Here is a 17,214-nt window from a genome sequence, read left to right as displayed (position 1 = left end):
AAACGTCGCCATGAACAGCCAAAGCATTCTTGTCCCGCAAATCTCCGGTTTTCCCGGACGTGAAGCCAGGGCGCGGTTGATTCTGCGCTGGCTGGTCAAGCTCAATGTGATCGAGCCCGAATTGACCACCTGCGGTCGAACCTCCAACAAAATGGCCTACGCCATTGCGCCCGGTGCCCGTGCGGTGGTGGTAAACCCCGAAGCGTTGCCGTTCGGTCAATCCGTCAATGGCCTGGAACTCGTCACCAAACGCTGCATCTTCACGCCGCTCACTGATTTCGCCGAAGAAGCCGGTTGCCCGGAGTGCCGCAAGGAAATCGGCGAAGCGTTGTTCGACAGCCTGGAAGAATGGATGCCCGGCCATACCGACAACTTCATTTGTCCGGAATGCGGGCACGAAGACGACATCAATGGCTTTCTGTTCCTGCAAGCCTGCGGTTTTTCCAACCTGGGCTTCATCTTCAACAACTGGCTGGATGCATCGTTCAAGCAGAGCTTTCTGGATGACTTCGCCGAACGTCTGGATCGTCCGCTGTCCTTCGTCAAAGTCCTTCTATAAATGCCCTTGATAATAGCCTGAGGTTTACATTGAGCCGACGGGGCTGTCTGGGTATAATGGCGCGCTTCCAATTTCCCGCTCGGGAGCCCCCGCGATGCTGCGTATCAGCCAAGAAGCACTTACTTTCGACGACATCCTCCTTGTGCCCGGTTATTCCGAGGTACTTCCCAACGAAGTCAGTCTGAAAACCCGTTTGACCCGTGGCATCGAACTGAATATCCCTCTGGTTTCCGCTGCAATGGACACCGTGACTGAGGCCCGTCTGGCAATTGCCATGGCTCAGGAAGGCGGTATCGGTGTGATCCACAAGAACATGACCATCGAGCAGCAAGCTGCCGAAGTGCGCAAGGTCAAGAAGTTCGAAGCTGGCGTGGTCAAGGACCCGATCACCATCGAAGCTGATGCCACGGTTCGTGATCTGTTCGAATTGACCCGCCTGCACAACATCTCCGGTGTACCTGTCCTGCACAATGGCGACCTGGTCGGCATCGTGACTTCTCGCGACGTACGCTTCGAAAACCGTCTGGATGTCCCTGTTCGCGAAGTGATGACGCCTAAAGAGCGTCTGGTCACCGTGCGTGAAGGCGCCGACAAATACGAAGTGCGCGAGTTGCTGCACAAGCACCGTCTGGAAAAAGTCCTGATCGTCGACGCCAAGTTCGCGCTCAAAGGCATGATGACCGTCAAGGACATCGAAAAAGCCAAGGCTTATCCGTTGGCCAGCAAGGACGACCAGGGTCGTCTGCGTGTCGGCGCTGCGGTCGGCACCGGCAAAGACACTGGCGAGCGTGTTGCTGCGCTGGTCGCTGCCGGGGTTGATGTGGTGGTGGTCGACACTGCCCACGGTCACTCCAAAGGCGTGATCGATCGCGTTCGCTGGGTTAAAGAAAACTTCCCTGACGTGCAGGTCATCGGCGGCAACATCGCCACTGGCGCTGCCGCCAAGGCACTGGTTGCTGCTGGCGCCGATGCGGTCAAGGTCGGTATCGGTCCTGGCTCGATCTGCACCACGCGTATCGTCGCTGGTGTCGGCGTTCCGCAAATCAGCGCCATCGCCAACGTTGCCGCTGCCCTTGAAGGCACCGGCGTGCCGTTGATCGCCGACGGCGGCATCCGTTTCTCGGGTGACCTGTCCAAGGCCATCGTTGCCGGCGCAAGCTGCGTGATGATGGGCTCGATGTTCGCCGGTACCGAAGAAGCGCCAGGCGAAATCGAACTGTTCCAGGGCCGCTCCTACAAGGCTTATCGTGGCATGGGTTCGCTGGGTGCAATGTCCCAGGCCCAAGGCTCTTCGGATCGCTACTTCCAGGATTCGTCGGAAGGCGCCGAGAAGCTGGTGCCGGAAGGCATCGAAGGCCGCGTCGCCTATAAAGGCTCGCTGTCGGCGATCATCCATCAGTTGATGGGCGGCCTGCGTTCCTCCATGGGTTACACCGGCAGCGCCGATATCGAAGAGATGCGCACCAAGCCTGAATTCGTGCGCATCACTGGTGCCGGCATGGCTGAATCCCACGTCCATGACGTGCAGATCACCAAGGAAGCGCCGAACTATCGCGTCGGTTGATCCGGATTGCATCGTGGTTCGCCGCGATGCAACCCAACGAGTTTTATAGCCGGGGCTGTTACGCAGCCCCGTGTCGTTTCTGTTTTTTGACGAGAATGAGTCATGGCCCTCGACATTCACGCCCACCGCATCCTGATCCTCGACTTCGGTTCCCAGTACACCCAGCTGATCGCCCGCCGCGTGCGTGAGATCGGCGTGTATTGCGAACTGCATCCGTTCGACATGGACGACGAAGCGATTCGCGCATTCAACCCACGCGGGATCATCCTCGCTGGCGGCCCTGAATCCGTACACGAAGCCAACAGCCCCCGTGCGCCGCAAGCAGTGTTCGACCTGAACGTACCGGTTTTCGGTATCTGCTACGGCATGCAAACCATGGCCGAACAACTGGGCGGTCGCGTCCAGGGTTCGGACATGCGTGAATTCGGTTACGCCCGCGTCGACATCGTCGGCAAGAGCCGCGTGCTGGACGGCATTGAAGATCACGTCGATGCCGATGGCGTCTTCGGTCTGGACGTGTGGATGAGCCACGGTGACAAAGTCACCGAGATTCCGGCAGGTTTCCACATTCTGGCCAGTACCCCGAGCTGCCCGATTGCCGGCATGGCCGACGATACGCGTGGCTACTACGGCGTGCAGTTCCACCCGGAAGTGACCCATACCAAGCAGGGCGGTCGCATCCTGTCGCGCTTCATCCTCGATATCTGCGGCTGCGAAGCCTTGTGGACGCCGTCGCACATTGCTGAAGACGCCATTGCGCAAGTCCGTGCCCAGGTCGGTACCGACAACGTGCTGCTGGGTCTGTCCGGCGGTGTCGATTCGTCCGTAGTTGCCGCGCTGCTGCACAAAGCCATTGGCGATCAGCTGACCTGCGTGTTCGTCGACAACGGTCTGTTGCGCTTGCACGAAGGCGAGCAAGTGATGGCCATGTTCGCTGAGAACATGGGCGTCAAAGTGATCCGCGCCAATGCCCAGGATCAGTTCCTGAACAATCTGGCTGGCGAAAGCGACCCGGAGAAAAAGCGCAAGATCATCGGCCGTACCTTCATCGACGTGTTCGACGCCGAGTCCTGCAAGCTGGACAACATCAAGTTCCTGGCCCAGGGCACAATTTATCCAGACGTCATCGAGTCGGCTGGCGCGAAAAGCGGCAAGGCTCATGTGATCAAGTCCCACCACAACGTGGGTGGCTTGCCGGATGAAATGAACCTCAAGCTGGTCGAGCCGCTGCGCGAGCTGTTCAAGGACGAAGTGCGTCGTCTGGGTCTGGAACTGGGTCTGCCGTACGACATGGTTTACCGTCACCCATTCCCGGGCCCTGGCCTGGGTGTGCGTATCCTCGGTGAAGTGAAGAAGGAGTACGCCGACCTGTTGCGTCGTGCGGACCACATCTTTATCGAAGAGCTGCGCAAGGCCGACTGGTATCACAAAGTCAGCCAGGCGTTCGTGGTGTTCCAGCCGGTCAAGTCCGTCGGCGTGGTCGGCGACGGCCGTCGTTACGCGTGGGTCGTTGCCCTGCGCGCCGTGGAAACCATCGACTTCATGACCGCACGTTGGGCGCACCTGCCTTACGAACTGCTGGAAACCGTCAGCGGGCGCATCATCAATGAAATCGAAGGCATCTCCCGCGTCACCTACGACGTGTCGAGCAAGCCGCCAGCGACCATTGAGTGGGAATGATTGGACGTCCGGCACTGTCCGGCACGATCTAGCAAAAAATGCTCTGGAGCCCGCGTAATTGCGGGCTTTCGGCTTTTTGGGTCTGGCAAATTCTGGCAGCTTTGTGCATCGCCATGACCGTGACTCCTGGTCTGCGAATCTTTGCCGGCATTGGATCTTGAGTAAATATTATTGGATCAGTGTGGCATCCGCAGACGGGTCAATTCCACGGCAGCACCGACAGCGTACAGGGAACTTTCGCTCTGCAAATGGCTCTATACAGGTCTTCTTTTAGGCTGTTCAGGGATCGAATGAAAACTTCTTTGGCGTTTCCATTAGCAATCACTTTCGCTCTTATCATGACCGGCTGCAGCAGCCGTCAGGCGGGTGATCTTACTTCAGAGCCGGTAGTTCCACTGGCCATGAATGACCATCAAGCCAGCGTGACTTTCCGTACCATAGGCGGCGAGGGTGATCATCCTGTCAGTTACACGTACGGCTATGCCAATGCTGGATTTGATAGCGCGGGTGATCGGGTTTATGACTCTGCTTACTTCAAGCGCATACCGGCTTATCTGAAGAAAATTGCCGGTGGTACTGACAGCATCAGTAAGCTGGTCGAGGCTGACAAAACGGTGTACGTGGAAGGGGTGGTCAAGGTCAAACCGTTTACCTTAAACGGTATTCCCATGCCCACGCCGTTCGACAAGGAGCAGCCTGTTGCGCAGCAATTCACGCCGCAAGCCAAGAAGAATTACCTGGTTGAAACCGTGATCGCCGACACTTGGGTCATGAGCGTGTACGAAGTCTCCGCAACCGGTGAACGCAAAACCATTGGCGTTCGAAAAAAAGATGCCGCCGCAAACTGACCGCGCAGGGAGTTCATGGGTAGCCGCAGCCCCGGCCAGCCTTCCGATACCGCCAGGACGACTGACGGTATGGGTTGACGGGATGTACGTTCGCGCAGGGTTCTATACTCATTGGCGTCAAGTTACGGCGATATATACGCCGCGATAAGGAGCCTGCCATGGACGACACCCAACGACTTGCCGCCTTGCGCATTGTTTTGATCGTTGTCGGCCTGATCGCCGTATTTGCGATCTGGCCGCTGATGATCCTGTGGCCGTCCGGCTGGACGTGGCACAGCGGACATTCCGATTACCCGCTGATGATCATCGGCATCTACGCGACGCTTGGCGTGTTCCTGCTGATAGCGTCCCGCGATCCGCTGAAACATCTGAGCCTGATCTGGTTCACGGTGTGGTCGAGCGTCGTACATGGCGCGATCATGGCCGTGCAGTCCTTCGGCGTCGGAATGGACGGGGAGCACCAGTTCGGCCATTTATTCGGCGACGTGCCCGCGTTGTTCATCGTCGCGGCGGCGCTGGCTTTCTTCACGCCGCGCGGCGACAAGGTCGTAGGGTGAGAGACGGCCTGTCTAAAAGGCCGGGATAACCATCAAGGTTGCCCGGCCTTTTTTATGCGCTTGTCCCGTCCTTTGTGGGAGATCCCCCGCCGTCCAGACGCCGCATTGTCGCGCAGCAAACACCTGCACCCGTTGGAGCGAGGCTTGCCCGCGAAGAACGATGACGCGGTAGCGCTGGGTCACCGAGGCGTCTGATTCGCGGGCAAGTCGGAACGCCGCCCGCTCGCTCCNCAGCAAACACCGGCACCCGTTGGAGCGAGGCTTGCCCGCGAAGAACGATGACGCGGTAGCGCTGGGTCACCGAGGCGTCTGATTCGCGGGCAAGTCGGAACGCCGCCCGCTCGCTCCAACGAGCATTTCAATTCAACGGTTGTGCGTGTTCGATGAGAGAGGACCAGTCCTTTCCCACCAAAGCAACACGTAAATAGGTGTAAACCTATTTCAGGACTAGACAGCTAAGTTCGTCGGTCAGTTGACGTTTTTCATGCCCATCAACTCAAGCGCAGCCACCAGCTCACCGATAGTATTGAAGGTGCGCCTGCTGATGGCAGGCCACTGTGGGCGATCTATGAACACCTTGCCGAAGCGATTTTTGATTCGGGTCCGCACAACCGAGTTGTCCTTGCTGCGATGCACCAGCATCGGCTCACCCGAGCTTTCATCAATGATGAACATTCCTGGCTGGACCACGAGTCGGTCGCTCGGCATTCTGCCAAAGGTTCTGTTAATGACAACTTGCAGCCTGAAATCGCTTTTCACGAAGCTGTCAGGTTCGCCTATGTCGCCGGGCATGGTCCGTCCCGGGTCAATCGTAAAGCCCTCCGGTTGTCCTGGCGCAACGTCCTCGACCCGCAATCCTATAGCGCCTTCGAGTTCGCTGATCCCGCCTATTCCGTGGAAAGTGTTGGCATGGGAGTTACCGACCATGGCTATCCACTTGCTGTTCGCTCCGCGATTTACAGCGTCAGCTCTAATGATCAAGTGGGTGATGAAATTCATCATTTTCTGTCGCGCCAGGTTAGTCGGGTCCTGCATGCCATCCAGCCGATAACTGGCCATGCAATCAATGGCCTGGATGCGTATCCGGTTTTCATTGGCAGTTTTGATCACTTGCAGGAACGTGTATTGACCCGCCGGATCGGTGTTGTGGCCAAGGTCCATATTCCGCAAATACTGCTCCAGTTTCGTGCTCATGCGTCCCGAGCGGGCGAACTCATCCAGATCGGCCTGATGAAAATCAGTGAGCAAATGTTCCATATACAGCGTGCGCACCTTGAGTTTTTTCAGCCGCTTCATGTTTTCGATCAGGAAGCGCTTGCTGCCGATTCCTGAATGGCTCTCCCCGATGACCAGGCCGTCGTTGCTGCTGAAAAACTTGCCAAGGGCGGACTTGGTGGACGCCTGTGCTTCAAGCTGTGGCATTTGTGGCCTGCCTGGCAATTCCAGGTGTTCATAAAAGTCGCAGGCGTCGGTACGCAAACGTTCCCTGATAGCTCTGAATTGCTCATAGGGATCTCTCCAGTTATGGGTCAAAGGCATCATTTCGCCGCGCAATACCGCCCGATCACTGCCGTTGGCGCCTTTGATGACATCCGCCCTCATCGACTCTGGAACCTCGTAAGTGCTGATCACCGAGGCCTGTGGGGACGGGCGCGGAGTGCGCAGTATCCGGGACGCCGCAGGGCCGCCGCCGCGAAGTCCACTGCGATTGACCACTTCCCAGTTCCCGTTCGTGTTGAGCCGGACCGGGAGGTTGTCATAGAAAGAGAAGGGGTTTTGCGGATCGATAATCATCCAGCCATTCACTTCATTGACGTAGCGCACCTGATAAAAACTGTGCTCGATTGCGATGTAAGTCTCGCTGTTGGCCAGTTGATAAATGCCCTGCATGCGACCGGCTTGCGTCGATGGCGTGAAGCCTCCAAGCAGATGATTGGTCCTGAATCTGGCAAGCAGGTCTTGGTTTTCTGCCGTTGTATCAGTTGGGGCGACGTCAGTGGGCGCTTCCACCGAGCTTTCCGTAACGTCTGGAGCCTGCTGCGCATCGCTGTCTTCGCTGAAGGTCGCCAGATACTCGGTTTCCCCTTCATTCATGTGTGAAATGCCGGCATCCAGCAAAAACAGGCAATTGAGCAGGCTGTCCACGGCGTTGAGGATTGCGCCAATAACGCCCGCCTTGCGCTCGGCCGTGGTGTGGCCGTTGACCGCCTGATCGATGTTCAAGCCCATGTCTGCCAATCCGGCGCCGACGACTGCAAGGGCAATGGGCCAGTCCAGCGCGGCCAGCGGGCCCATTACGTGGGAAAAGGCGTTGAGATAACCAATCCACATCTGCTCGCGCAGATCGCCATTGGAGCGTAGGGAAAAGTCCGCATCCGCATTCATGCGACCACGCGCGGCATCGCGCAGCCAGGTAAATGCATCGATGCCAAGGTCTTGATCGAGCTGATTAAGCAGGCCGCCCGCGGAAATGTCGGCATGGGAAGGCAGCAGATCCATCAAATGATCGAGGCCCGCGTCGGGATCGTTCTCGTGGCGCATTGCCAGCGGGAAATGTGCCAGGAATCGGGCTCTGTCGGCGGTCTTGGTGGTGGTGTCGACCAGCCATTGCCGAAGGTGTTCGTCCGTATCGAAGGCCTGAAAAGCGAAGGTTTCTCCGGGGATATAAATGATCTGCCTGCCGGTAGAGGTCACCACGCGCAGGATGTCGCTGGCTTGATGCCCACCGATGTCAAAAGGGGTGACGCGCAGCCCTGTCGGCACCGTTGCCTGGGTGGTCAGCATCGACAGTTCGAAGGGCGCGTGGACGTTGGACGCCACTGCGTTGAGGACGGTCTGGAAGTCAGTGGCGCACAGGTGCTCGCTTTCCCGTTCCTCCAGCGCCTTGGCGAGAAAGTTGGCTTTGGCCATTGTTCTGAAATCATCGGAGCGCTCTTGCCAGAACGAGGCAAGGCGGGTCCGGTACGCGGTACAGAAGTCGATGTCCCAGAAATCAGTCATGACATCGACGGGCAGCATTTTGACTTCATTGCTTGCGTTGTAATGGTCGGCCTGAGCGCCAGCGGTATAAAAGCCACCCATCACCTGCAGGTTGTCAGCGTTGTCCTGGTCGTGAGCATTGAATCGATGCAGAACCAATTGGGGCAGGGTCATGGATTCAATCGGCTTACCCACGTGCTGCCAGCCATTGAACGTGACCGGGCTGCTCATTGCCGTGGTGAAGCGATGCCAATAGACGGTGTCAGGCTCGATATCGGTACCGGCGCGGTTTTTCAGGATGGTTTTGGCAAAGTCGCGTGCCATTTCCCGCACATCCGGGCAGGTATCGACAAGGCACCGAGTCATGGTTTTCAGCGGGTCGATAGCGGGCATGGGGCTTGTGTCAGCAGTGTTCATTGTTGGTTTCTCGTGGACTGGAATCCTCCAAGCGTGTCGCGAGTCGTGGTCTCTGGAGCACTAGATAATTACTGCGACATTGGCGCCCTTATTTTTTGCCAAATGCAGGTGTATCGTATTCGCCCTTCGCATCGACTCTCAGGTGCGCTCGCCAGTGTTTTTCTAGAGGTTCCTGTGTCTATGTCCTTCACCCGTCGACAAATACTCGGAGGTCTGGCCGGTCTTGCCGTGGTCGGTTTGGGCGCGGGTGGCGCGTCGCGGTATTGGCTGGGCCGACGCGGACCGGGCGAAGGGCATGATTTCGAATTGATTGCCGCACCGCTGGACGTGGAACTGGTCGCCGGGCATCAGACCCCCGCGTGGGCGTTCGGCGGCTCGGCGCCGGGTACCGAACTGCGGGTGCGGCAGGGTGAATGGCTGCGTTTGCGCTTCATCAATCAGTTGCCGGTCGAGACCACCATTCACTGGCACGGCATTCGCCTGCCGCTGGAAATGGACGGCGTCCCCTACGTTTCCCAGTTGCCGGTGAAGCCGGGTGAGTATTTCGACTACAAATTCCGTGTGCCCGATGCCGGCAGTTACTGGTATCACCCGCACGTCAGCAGCAGTGAAGAGCTGGGGCGCGGGTTGGTTGGCCCGTTGATTATCGAAGAGCGCGAACCGACCGGGTTCCTGCACGAGCGCACGGTCAGTCTGAAAAGCTGGCATGTGGACGAAGTCGGCGCGTTCACCGAATTCAGCGTCACTCGCGAAGCCGCCCGCGAAGGCACGGCCGGTCGGCTCTCGACGCTCAACGGCGTGCCGCAGGCGGTGATCGATCTGCCTGCCGGGCAAATTGTCCGCGTGCGTCTTCTCAATCTCGACAACACCGTGACCTATCGCCTGAATATTCCGGGCGTCGAAGCGCAGATCTATGCGCTGGACGGCAACCCGATCACCCCGCGGCCGCTGGGCAAGGATTACTGGTTGGGGCCGGGCATGCGCATTTGCCTGGCCATTAAGGCGCCGCCGGCTGGCGAAGAACTTTCGCTGCGCAATGGCCCGGTGCGGCTGGGGACATTTCGCTCGGTTGCCAATAACGATGCGCCAACCCAATGGCCGCCAGCGCTGCCCGCCAACCCGGTCGCCGAGCCGGATCTGGAAAACGCCGAGAAGCTCAATTTCAACTTCGAGTGGGTCGGCTCGGTCTCGGTCAATGTCGACAACGGCAAACCACCCAGCCTGTGGCAAATCAACGGCCAGGCCTGGGACATCACGGACAAGACCTGTGCCGATCGGCCAATTGCAAAACTGGTGCTGGGCAAGAGTTACATCTTCGAACTCAAAAACATGACCCAGTATCAGCATCCCATTCATTTGCATGGCATGAGCTTCAAGGTGATCGGCTCCAATCGCCGAGAAATCATCCCGTATTTCACCGACACGTTTTTGCTGGGCAGGAACGAGCGCGCGCGAGTTGCGCTGGTGGCGGATAATCCTGGGGTGTGGATGTTCCACTGCCATGTGATCGATCACATGGAAACCGGGCTGATGGCAGCAATCGAGGTTTCGTAATGCGGCAACCGCAAATCATTGATCGCAGCCGCGATCAGGACTTCATGCGCGAAGCGCTGGCATTGGCAGCCGAAGGCGCATTGCTCGGCGAGGTGCCGGTCGGCGCGGTGCTGGTTCAGGATGGCGTGATCATCGGCCGTGGCTTCAACTGCCCGATCAGCGGCAGCGATCCCAGTGCCCATGCAGAGATGGTCGCAATCCGCGCCGCCGCGCAAGCGGTGAGCAATTACCGTTTACCCGGCAGCACGCTGTACGTAACCCTTGAACCGTGCAGCATGTGCGCTGGGCTCATCGTCCATTCGCGTGTCGCTCGGGTGGTGTACGGGGCGCTCGAACCCAAGGCCGGTATCGTGCAAAGCCAGGGGCAGTTTTTCAGTCAGGGCTTTCTCAACCATCGCGTGCTGTTCGAAGGCGGCGTGTTGGGCGAGGAGTGCGGGACGATGCTGAGCGAGTTTTTCAGGATGCGGCGGGCGAAGGGCTGATTACTGATTCTGTTGGAGCGAGGCTTGCCCGCGAAGAACGATAACGCGGTGATTCTGGCAAACCGAGGTGCCTGATTCGCGGGCAAGCCTCGCTCCAACGAGATATGCGCTCAAAGCGGCGGGTTGTCTTCCGGCGGTTTGACCTTGTTCACGCCCGGCACATGCAGATTGCTCTCCGCGACCTGGCTACCCTCCAGTTGCGGTTGGGTCACCCAGGTCAGGATGTCGTAATAGCGGCGGATGTTGGCGACAAAGCTGACCGGTTCGCCGCCTCGGGCATATCCATAGCGGGTTTTGCTGTACCACTTTTTTTGTGATAGGCGGGGCAACATTTTTTTAACGTCGAGCCATTTATTTGGATTCAGCCCCTCGTTTTCTGCCAATTTGCGCGCATCGTCCAGGTGACCGCTACCTACGTTGTAGGAAGCGAGAGCAAACCATGTGCGATCCGGCTCTTTTATCTTGTCATCCAGCTGATCCTTCACGTAGGCAAAGTACTTCGCCCCGCCTTGAATACTCTGTTTAGCGTCCAGCCGGTTAGCCACGCCCATGGCTTGAGCGGTGCTTTGCGTCAGCATCATCAGCCCGCGCACGCCGGTCTTGGAGGTGACGCTGGGTTGCCACATGGATTCCTGATAGCCAATCGCAGCCAGCAACCGCCAGTCCACCTGCTCTTTCTTGGCAAAGGCCTGGAAATGCTTCTCGTACTTGGGCAGCCGTTCCTGCAAATGCTGGGCGAATGTATAGGCGCCGACGTAGCCGAGAACGTCCACATGACCGTAATAGCGGTCCTTGAGGCGTTGCAGCATGCCGTTCTTCTGCACTTTATCGAGGAATGAATTGATCTCGTTGATCAGGCTATTGTCTTCGCCGAGCGCCACGGCCCAGCGTTGTTGCCGACCCTCACCCAGATCGAACGCGACCCGCACATTGGGGAAATACACCTGATTCATCGCCAGTTCGTTGGAATCCACCAGGGTCAGGTCGATCTGACCTTCATCGACCATGCGCAGCAGGTCCACCACTTCAACGGCGTCGGATTCTTCGTATTCGATGGCAGGATTTTTCAGTTTCAGCGCAGCAAGTTGCTCGGCGTGGCTGCTGCCTTTGAGCACTGTGATGCGTTTTCCCACCAGATCGCCAGCATCAGTCGGGCGCGACTGGCCATTGCGGTAGATGACTTGTGGGGTGACATCCAGGTACGGATGGGAAAAACGCACCTGCTTTTTACGCTGTTCGGTGTCGATCAAACCGGCTGCCGCGAGCACCGGACCGCCCGGTTTCTGCATCTGGTCAAACAATTCGTCGAGGTTGTCAGAGGTTTCGATTTTGAGCTCGACCCCCAGATCTTCGGCGAAACGCTTGACTAATTCGTACTCGAAACCGGTTTCACCGTTGCGATCCTGAAAATAGGTCGCAGGGCTGTTGCGGGTGATAACGCGCAGAACGCCATCCTCCTTTACTCGCTCCAATGTGGTGGGTTTATCCACACAGGCGCTGAGCATCAGGAAGAGTCCGGTTGCGATGAGCCATTTGGCACAACGAGGGCGGAAATCTGATTGGGGAAACATCGGTGCAGTATACGCAAAGGACACCTGTCGCCATATCTCGACAGCGAAGGCGGCGTCTGATAGAGCCCGCGTTTTCTTGCACTCGGCAGGCGTGCCGACGTTCGGGCAGCTGCAAGTTGGCCGTTTCGGGTGCCGAAAGGGCCGGTTTAGGCTAGAATGCACGGCCTCAAAGCACACCCCTTCCCGAGGCTGTCCCGAAGATGTTGACCCTGCGCGGTGCTCCTGCCCTTTCTGCCTTTCGCCACAGCAAATTACTTGAGCAGCTGAAACAAAAAGTTTCCGCTGTCAGTGGCTTGTATGCTGAATTTGCCCACTTCGCTGAGATTGCTGGCGATCTGACTGGCGAGGAACAGGAAGTTCTCGTTCGCATCTTGAAATACGGCCCAAGCGTGCCGGTTCAAGAGCCAAGCGGCCGGTTGTTCCTGGTATTGCCTCGTTTCGGCACTATCTCGCCGTGGTCGAGCAAGGCCAGCGATATTGCCCGCAACTGCGGCCTGGCGAAAATCCAGCGCCTGGAACGCGGCATCACCTTCTATGTAGAAGGCCAGTTCAGTGAAGCCGAGGCGCAAGTCATCGCCGGCTGTCTGCACGATCGCATGACGCAAATGGTGCTGGGCTCGGTGCAGGAAGCCGAAGGGCTGTTCACTCATGCCCAACCCAAGCCGCTGATTGCCATTGATGTACTCGGTGGTGGTCGCGCCGCGCTGGAGAAAGCCAACGTCGAGTTGGGCCTGGCGCTGGCGGAAGACGAAATCGATTATCTGGTCACCAGCTTCGCCGGTCTGGGGCGCAACCCTCACGACATCGAGCTGATGATGTTCGCCCAGGCGAACTCCGAGCACTGCCGCCACAAGATCTTCAATGCCAGCTGGGACATTGACGGCGAAAGTCAGGAAAAAAGCCTGTTCGGCATGATCAAGAACACCTACGTCATGCACAGCGAAGGCGTGCTTTCGGCTTATAAAGACAACGCTTCGGTCATCGTCGGCAGCGTTGCCGGCCGTTTCTTCCCGGATCCAGAAACCCGCCAGTACGGCGCGGTGCAGGAGCCGGTGCACATTCTGATGAAGGTCGAGACCCACAACCACCCGACGGCGATTGCCCCGTTTCCTGGCGCATCCACCGGTTCCGGCGGCGAGATTCGCGACGAAGGCGCAACCGGGCGCGGTGCCAAGCCCAAGGCTGGCCTGACCGGTTTCACCGTTTCCAACCTGCAGATCCCTGGTTTCGAACAACCTTGGGAAGTGCCGTACGGCAAGCCTGAGCGCATCGTAACCGCGCTGGACATCATGCTCGAAGGCCCGCTGGGTGGCGCGGCGTTCAACAATGAATTCGGTCGTCCGGCGCTGACTGGTTACTTTCGTACCTTCGAACAATCCATCACCACGCCACACGGCGATGAAGTTCGCGGTTACCACAAGCCGATCATGTTGGCTGGCGGCATGGGTAACATCCGTGCCGAACACGTACAGAAAGCCGAAATCACCGTCGGCTCCAAGCTGATCGTGTTGGGCGGCCCGGCGATGTTGATCGGCCTGGGCGGCGGTGCGGCATCATCGATGGCCACCGGCACCAGCTCTGCGGATCTGGATTTCGCTTCGGTGCAGCGTGAAAACCCTGAGATGGAGCGTCGTTGTCAGGAAGTCATCGACCGTTGCTGGCAGCTGGGCGACAAGAACCCGATCAGCTTCATTCACGACGTCGGTGCCGGTGGTTTGTCCAACGCCTTCCCTGAGCTGGTGAACGATGGCGGTCGTGGCGGTCGCTTCGAACTGCGCAACGTGCCTAACGACGAGCCGGGCATGGCCCCGCTGGAAATCTGGAGCAACGAATCCCAGGAACGTTACGTGATGGCGGTGGGCGCGGAAGACTTCGAGCGCTTCAAGGCCATTTGCGAGCGTGAGCGCTGCCCGTTCGCAGTCGTCGGTGAAGCCACTGAAGAGCCGCAACTGACCGTGACCGACAGCCATTTCGGCAACAGTCCGGTGGACATGCCACTGGAAGTGTTGCTGGGCAAGGCGCCACGCATGCACCGTTCGGCTGATCGCGAAGCGGAGCTGGGCGACGACTTCGATCCGAGCACTCTCGATATCGAAGAGAGCGTGCAGCGCGTTCTGCATCACCCGGCCGTGGCCAGCAAAAGCTTCCTGATCACCATTGGTGACCGCAGCATCACCGGTCTGGTCGCTCGCGATCAAATGGTCGGTCCGTGGCAGGTTCCGGTCGCCGACTGCGCCGTGACCGCCACCAGCTTCGACGTCAATACCGGCGAAGCCATGGCCATGGGCGAGCGTACACCGCTGGCCCTGCTCGACGCCCCGGCGTCCGGTCGTATGGCCATCGGCGAGACGCTGACCAACATCGCGGCCTCGCGCATCGGCAAAATCTCCGACATCAAACTGTCCGCCAACTGGATGTCCGCTGCCGGTCACCCAGGTGAAGACGCGCGTTTGTACGACACCGTCAAGGCTGTCGGCATGGAGTTGTGTCCAGCGCTGGGCATCACCATTCCAGTGGGCAAGGACTCGATGTCCATGAAAACCCGCTGGAGCGATGAAGGCGCCGAGAAGACCGTTACTTCGCCAATGTCGTTGATCGTTACCGGTTTCGCGCCGGTGCTGGATATCCGCCAGACCCTGACGCCAGAACTGCGCATGGACAAGGGCATCACTGACCTGATTCTGATCGACCTGGGCCGTGGCCAGAACCGCATGGGCGCTTCGATCCTGGCTCAGACTCACGGCAAGCTCGGCCGTATCGCGCCGGACGTGGACGACTCCGAAGACCTCAAGGCGTTCTTCGCGGTCATTCAAGGTCTGAATGCCGACGGTCACTTGCTGGCCTACCACGACCGTTCCGATGGCGGCCTGCTGGTTACCGCTCTGGAAATGGCCTTCGCTGGCCATTGCGGCTTGAACCTGTATCTGGACGGCCTGGCTGAATCCGCCAGCGAGCTGGCAGCGATTCTGTTCAACGAAGAGCTGGGTGCGGTCATCCAGGTTCGTCAGGACGCCACGCCGGACGTGCTTGCCCAGTTCAGCGCAGCAGGTCTTGAAGACTGCGTAGCGGTGATCGGTCAGCCGGTCAACAACGACGAAGTGGCAATCAGCTTCAATGGCGAGCCGGTGTTCGGCGGCCAGCGTCGCTTGCTGCAACGTCAATGGGCTGAAACCAGTTACCAGATCCAGCGTCTGCGTGACAACGCCGAGTGCGCCGATCAAGAGTTCGACGCGCTGCTGGAAGAAGATAATCCGGGCCTGAGCGTCAAGCTGGGCTTCGACGTCAACGATGACATAGCCGCGCCGTACATCAAGACGGGCGTTCGCCCGCAAGTGGCGGTGCTGCGTGAGCAGGGCGTCAACGGTCAGGTGGAAATGGCGGCAGCGTTCGACCGCGCCGGTTTCAACGCCATTGACGTGCACATGAGCGATATTCTCGCCGGTCGCGTTGATCTCAATGACTTCAAGGGCATGGTTGCCTGCGGCGGCTTCTCGTACGGTGACGTGCTGGGCGCCGGTGAAGGCTGGGCCAAGTCGGCGCTGTTCAACGCCCGTGCCCGTGATGCTTTCCAGGGCTTCTTCGAACGCCAGGACAGCTTCACTCTGGGCGTGTGTAACGGTTGCCAGATGTTGTCGAACCTTCACGAACTGATTCCGGGCACCGAGTTCTGGCCGCATTTCGTGCGCAACCGCTCCGAGCAGTTCGAAGCGCGAGTGGCAATGGTGCAGATTCAGGAGTCGGCGTCGATCTTCCTGCAAGGCATGGCCGGTTCGCGCATGCCAATCGCCATCGCCCACGGTGAAGGTCACGCTGAGTTCGCCAACGACGAAGCACTGATCGCCGCCGATGTTTCAGGCACTGTCGCGCTGCGTTTCGTCGACAACCACGGCAAGGTCACCGAAGCCTACCCGGCCAACCCGAACGGCTCGCCGCGCGGGATCGGTGGTCTCACCAGCCGCGACGGTCGCGTCACCATCATGATGCCGCACCCTGAGCGGGTATTCCGTGCCGCACAGAACTCGTGGCGTCCGGAAGACTGGAACGAAGACGGTGCGTGGATGCGCATGTTCCGCAACGCGCGGGTCTGGGTGAACTGAGGCTGTGTTCAAACTTGCCTTTTTTGTTCCGCCGAGCCATGTAGAGGCTGTCAAACAAGCCGTATTCGCCGCTGGAGGAGGGCGAATCGGGGCGTACGACAGCTGCGCATGGCAAGCGCTGGGCCAAGGTCAGTTCCGCCCGTTGGATGGCAGCAAGCCATTTATCGGGCAGAGCGGCGTGGTCGAAAGCGTGGAGGAATGGAAGGTCGAGCTGGTCGTGGCTGACGAGCTGATTCAGCAGGTGGTGGTGGCTCTCAAGCAGAGCCATCCCTACGAAACGCCGGCCTATGAGGTTTGGCGGCTGGAAGATTTCTAAACCTATGGGAGCGAGCTTGCTCGCGAAGAGGCAGGTACATCCGACACATCTACAGGTCAGAGGTAGCGCCTTCGCAAGCAAGCTTGCTTGTATGTTTAGACTTGAAGGGGTGGGCGGGACTAAAAGCTTGATTCCGACTCTAGCCAGTACGGACCGTGGGAGACTTCTCGTCCCGCCCTTTCTACCCAAAGCGCCGATAAGGAATTCATCGGTAAAACCGACGATAGAGGCAAGCCAGCGCAGCGGTAGAACCCCGACAAGTACCTAAACCCTAGCTCGGAGGATTCGTCATGGCAATCCTTACCTCGCCAACGGTGATTGGCATTGACGTTGCCAAAGCCGAAATAGTCGTTTACCGCGAAGACCTGAAAACCACTCAAGCCATCGACAACAACCGCTTGGCTGTAGGCCGCTGGCTCAAAACGCTGCCAGCGCAAAGCTCGATTGCCCTGGAGGCGACCAGTATCTACCACTTGGACACCGTTGAACTGGCCCACGAAATGGGCCATCGGGTTTATGTTGTGGATGCTTATCGGGTGAGTCATTACCGCGAAAGTGTTGGCCAGCGGGCGAAGACCGATCCCTGTGAT

Annotated in this window: 12 protein-coding genes; 10 read left to right on the top strand and 2 right to left on the bottom strand. The window is 58.6% G+C overall.

From position 1 onward, the window contains the following. Window positions 1-10: 10 nt before the first annotated feature. The 5 genes from AFK24_RS21420 (at window position 11) to AFK24_RS21400 (ending at window position 5,208) form a co-directional block, all read left to right on the top strand. Window positions 11-559, top strand: a complete 549-nt coding sequence (locus tag AFK24_RS21420) for a sugar ABC transporter ATPase (RefSeq protein WP_065835137.1) — start codon at window positions 11-13, stop codon at window positions 557-559. A 94-nt stretch (window positions 560-653) separates the two neighbouring features. Beyond that, entirely contained in the window at window positions 654-2,123 is a 1,470-nt protein-coding gene (gene guaB / locus AFK24_RS21415; protein ID WP_020292215.1) for an IMP dehydrogenase, read from the top strand. A gap of 102 nt (window positions 2,124-2,225) precedes the next feature. After that, window positions 2,226-3,803, top strand: coding sequence for a glutamine-hydrolyzing GMP synthase (gene guaA, locus AFK24_RS21410; protein WP_065835136.1), 1,578 nt, complete (start codon window positions 2,226-2,228; stop codon window positions 3,801-3,803). Window positions 3,804-4,093: 290 nt separating this feature from the next. After that, window positions 4,094-4,651: a hypothetical protein gene (locus AFK24_RS21405; protein WP_065835135.1), complete on the top strand. Its 558-nt coding sequence runs from the start codon at window positions 4,094-4,096 to the stop codon at window positions 4,649-4,651. 158 nt (window positions 4,652-4,809) lie between these two features. Further along, window positions 4,810-5,208, top strand: coding sequence for a DUF6632 domain-containing protein (locus AFK24_RS21400; protein WP_065835134.1), 399 nt, complete (start codon window positions 4,810-4,812; stop codon window positions 5,206-5,208). A gap of 468 nt (window positions 5,209-5,676) precedes the next feature. Here AFK24_RS21400 and AFK24_RS21395 read toward each other — a convergent pair whose 3' ends face one another. Continuing rightward, window positions 5,677-8,604 carry a membrane-targeted effector domain-containing toxin gene (locus tag AFK24_RS21395; RefSeq protein WP_065835133.1) on the bottom strand — a complete coding sequence of 976 codons (2,928 nt, stop codon included), beginning with the start codon at window positions 8,602-8,604 and terminating at the stop codon, window positions 5,677-5,679. Window positions 8,605-8,784: 180 nt separating this feature from the next. Between AFK24_RS21395 and AFK24_RS21390 the strand changes: the two genes are divergently transcribed. After that, a complete protein-coding gene (locus AFK24_RS21390) occupies window positions 8,785-10,158 on the top strand; it encodes a multicopper oxidase family protein (RefSeq protein WP_065835132.1) in 1,374 nt (457 codons plus the stop codon). Further along, entirely contained in the window at window positions 10,158-10,640 is a 483-nt protein-coding gene (tadA, locus tag AFK24_RS21385; protein WP_065835131.1) for a tRNA adenosine(34) deaminase TadA, read from the top strand. The genes AFK24_RS21390 and tadA overlap by 1 nt, the downstream gene beginning before the upstream one ends. Before the next feature lie 110 nt (window positions 10,641-10,750). Here tadA and mltF read toward each other — a convergent pair whose 3' ends face one another. Then, the gene (mltF, locus tag AFK24_RS21380; protein ID WP_080482236.1) at window positions 10,751-12,211 is read right to left on the bottom strand and encodes a membrane-bound lytic murein transglycosylase MltF; all 1,461 of its coding nucleotides are present in this window, start codon (window positions 12,209-12,211) and stop codon (window positions 10,751-10,753) included. Window positions 12,212-12,411: 200 nt separating this feature from the next. On the opposite strand from mltF, the gene purL reads away from it, so the two are divergent. The 3 genes from purL to AFK24_RS21365 all read left to right on the top strand — a co-directional run. Then, on the top strand, window positions 12,412-16,308 hold the full coding sequence (gene purL, locus AFK24_RS21375) for a phosphoribosylformylglycinamidine synthase (RefSeq protein WP_065835129.1): 3,897 nt from the start codon (window positions 12,412-12,414) through the stop codon (window positions 16,306-16,308). A 4-nt stretch (window positions 16,309-16,312) separates the two neighbouring features. After that, window positions 16,313-16,624 (top strand): YqfO family protein, encoded by a 312-nt coding sequence (locus AFK24_RS21370; protein WP_065835128.1) that lies wholly within the window; start codon window positions 16,313-16,315, stop codon window positions 16,622-16,624. Window positions 16,625-16,914: 290 nt separating this feature from the next. After that, window positions 16,915-17,214 (top strand): IS110 family transposase (locus AFK24_RS21365; RefSeq protein ID WP_139110555.1); only part of this gene is annotated, 300 nt, incomplete at its 3' end.

It is taken from the genome of Pseudomonas syringae (genome assembly GCF_001698815.1).
In the GTDB taxonomy this organism is placed as follows: Bacteria; Pseudomonadota; Gammaproteobacteria; order Pseudomonadales; family Pseudomonadaceae; genus Aquipseudomonas; species Aquipseudomonas syringae_A.
This window is presented reverse-complemented; position numbering and strand designations above follow the sequence as displayed.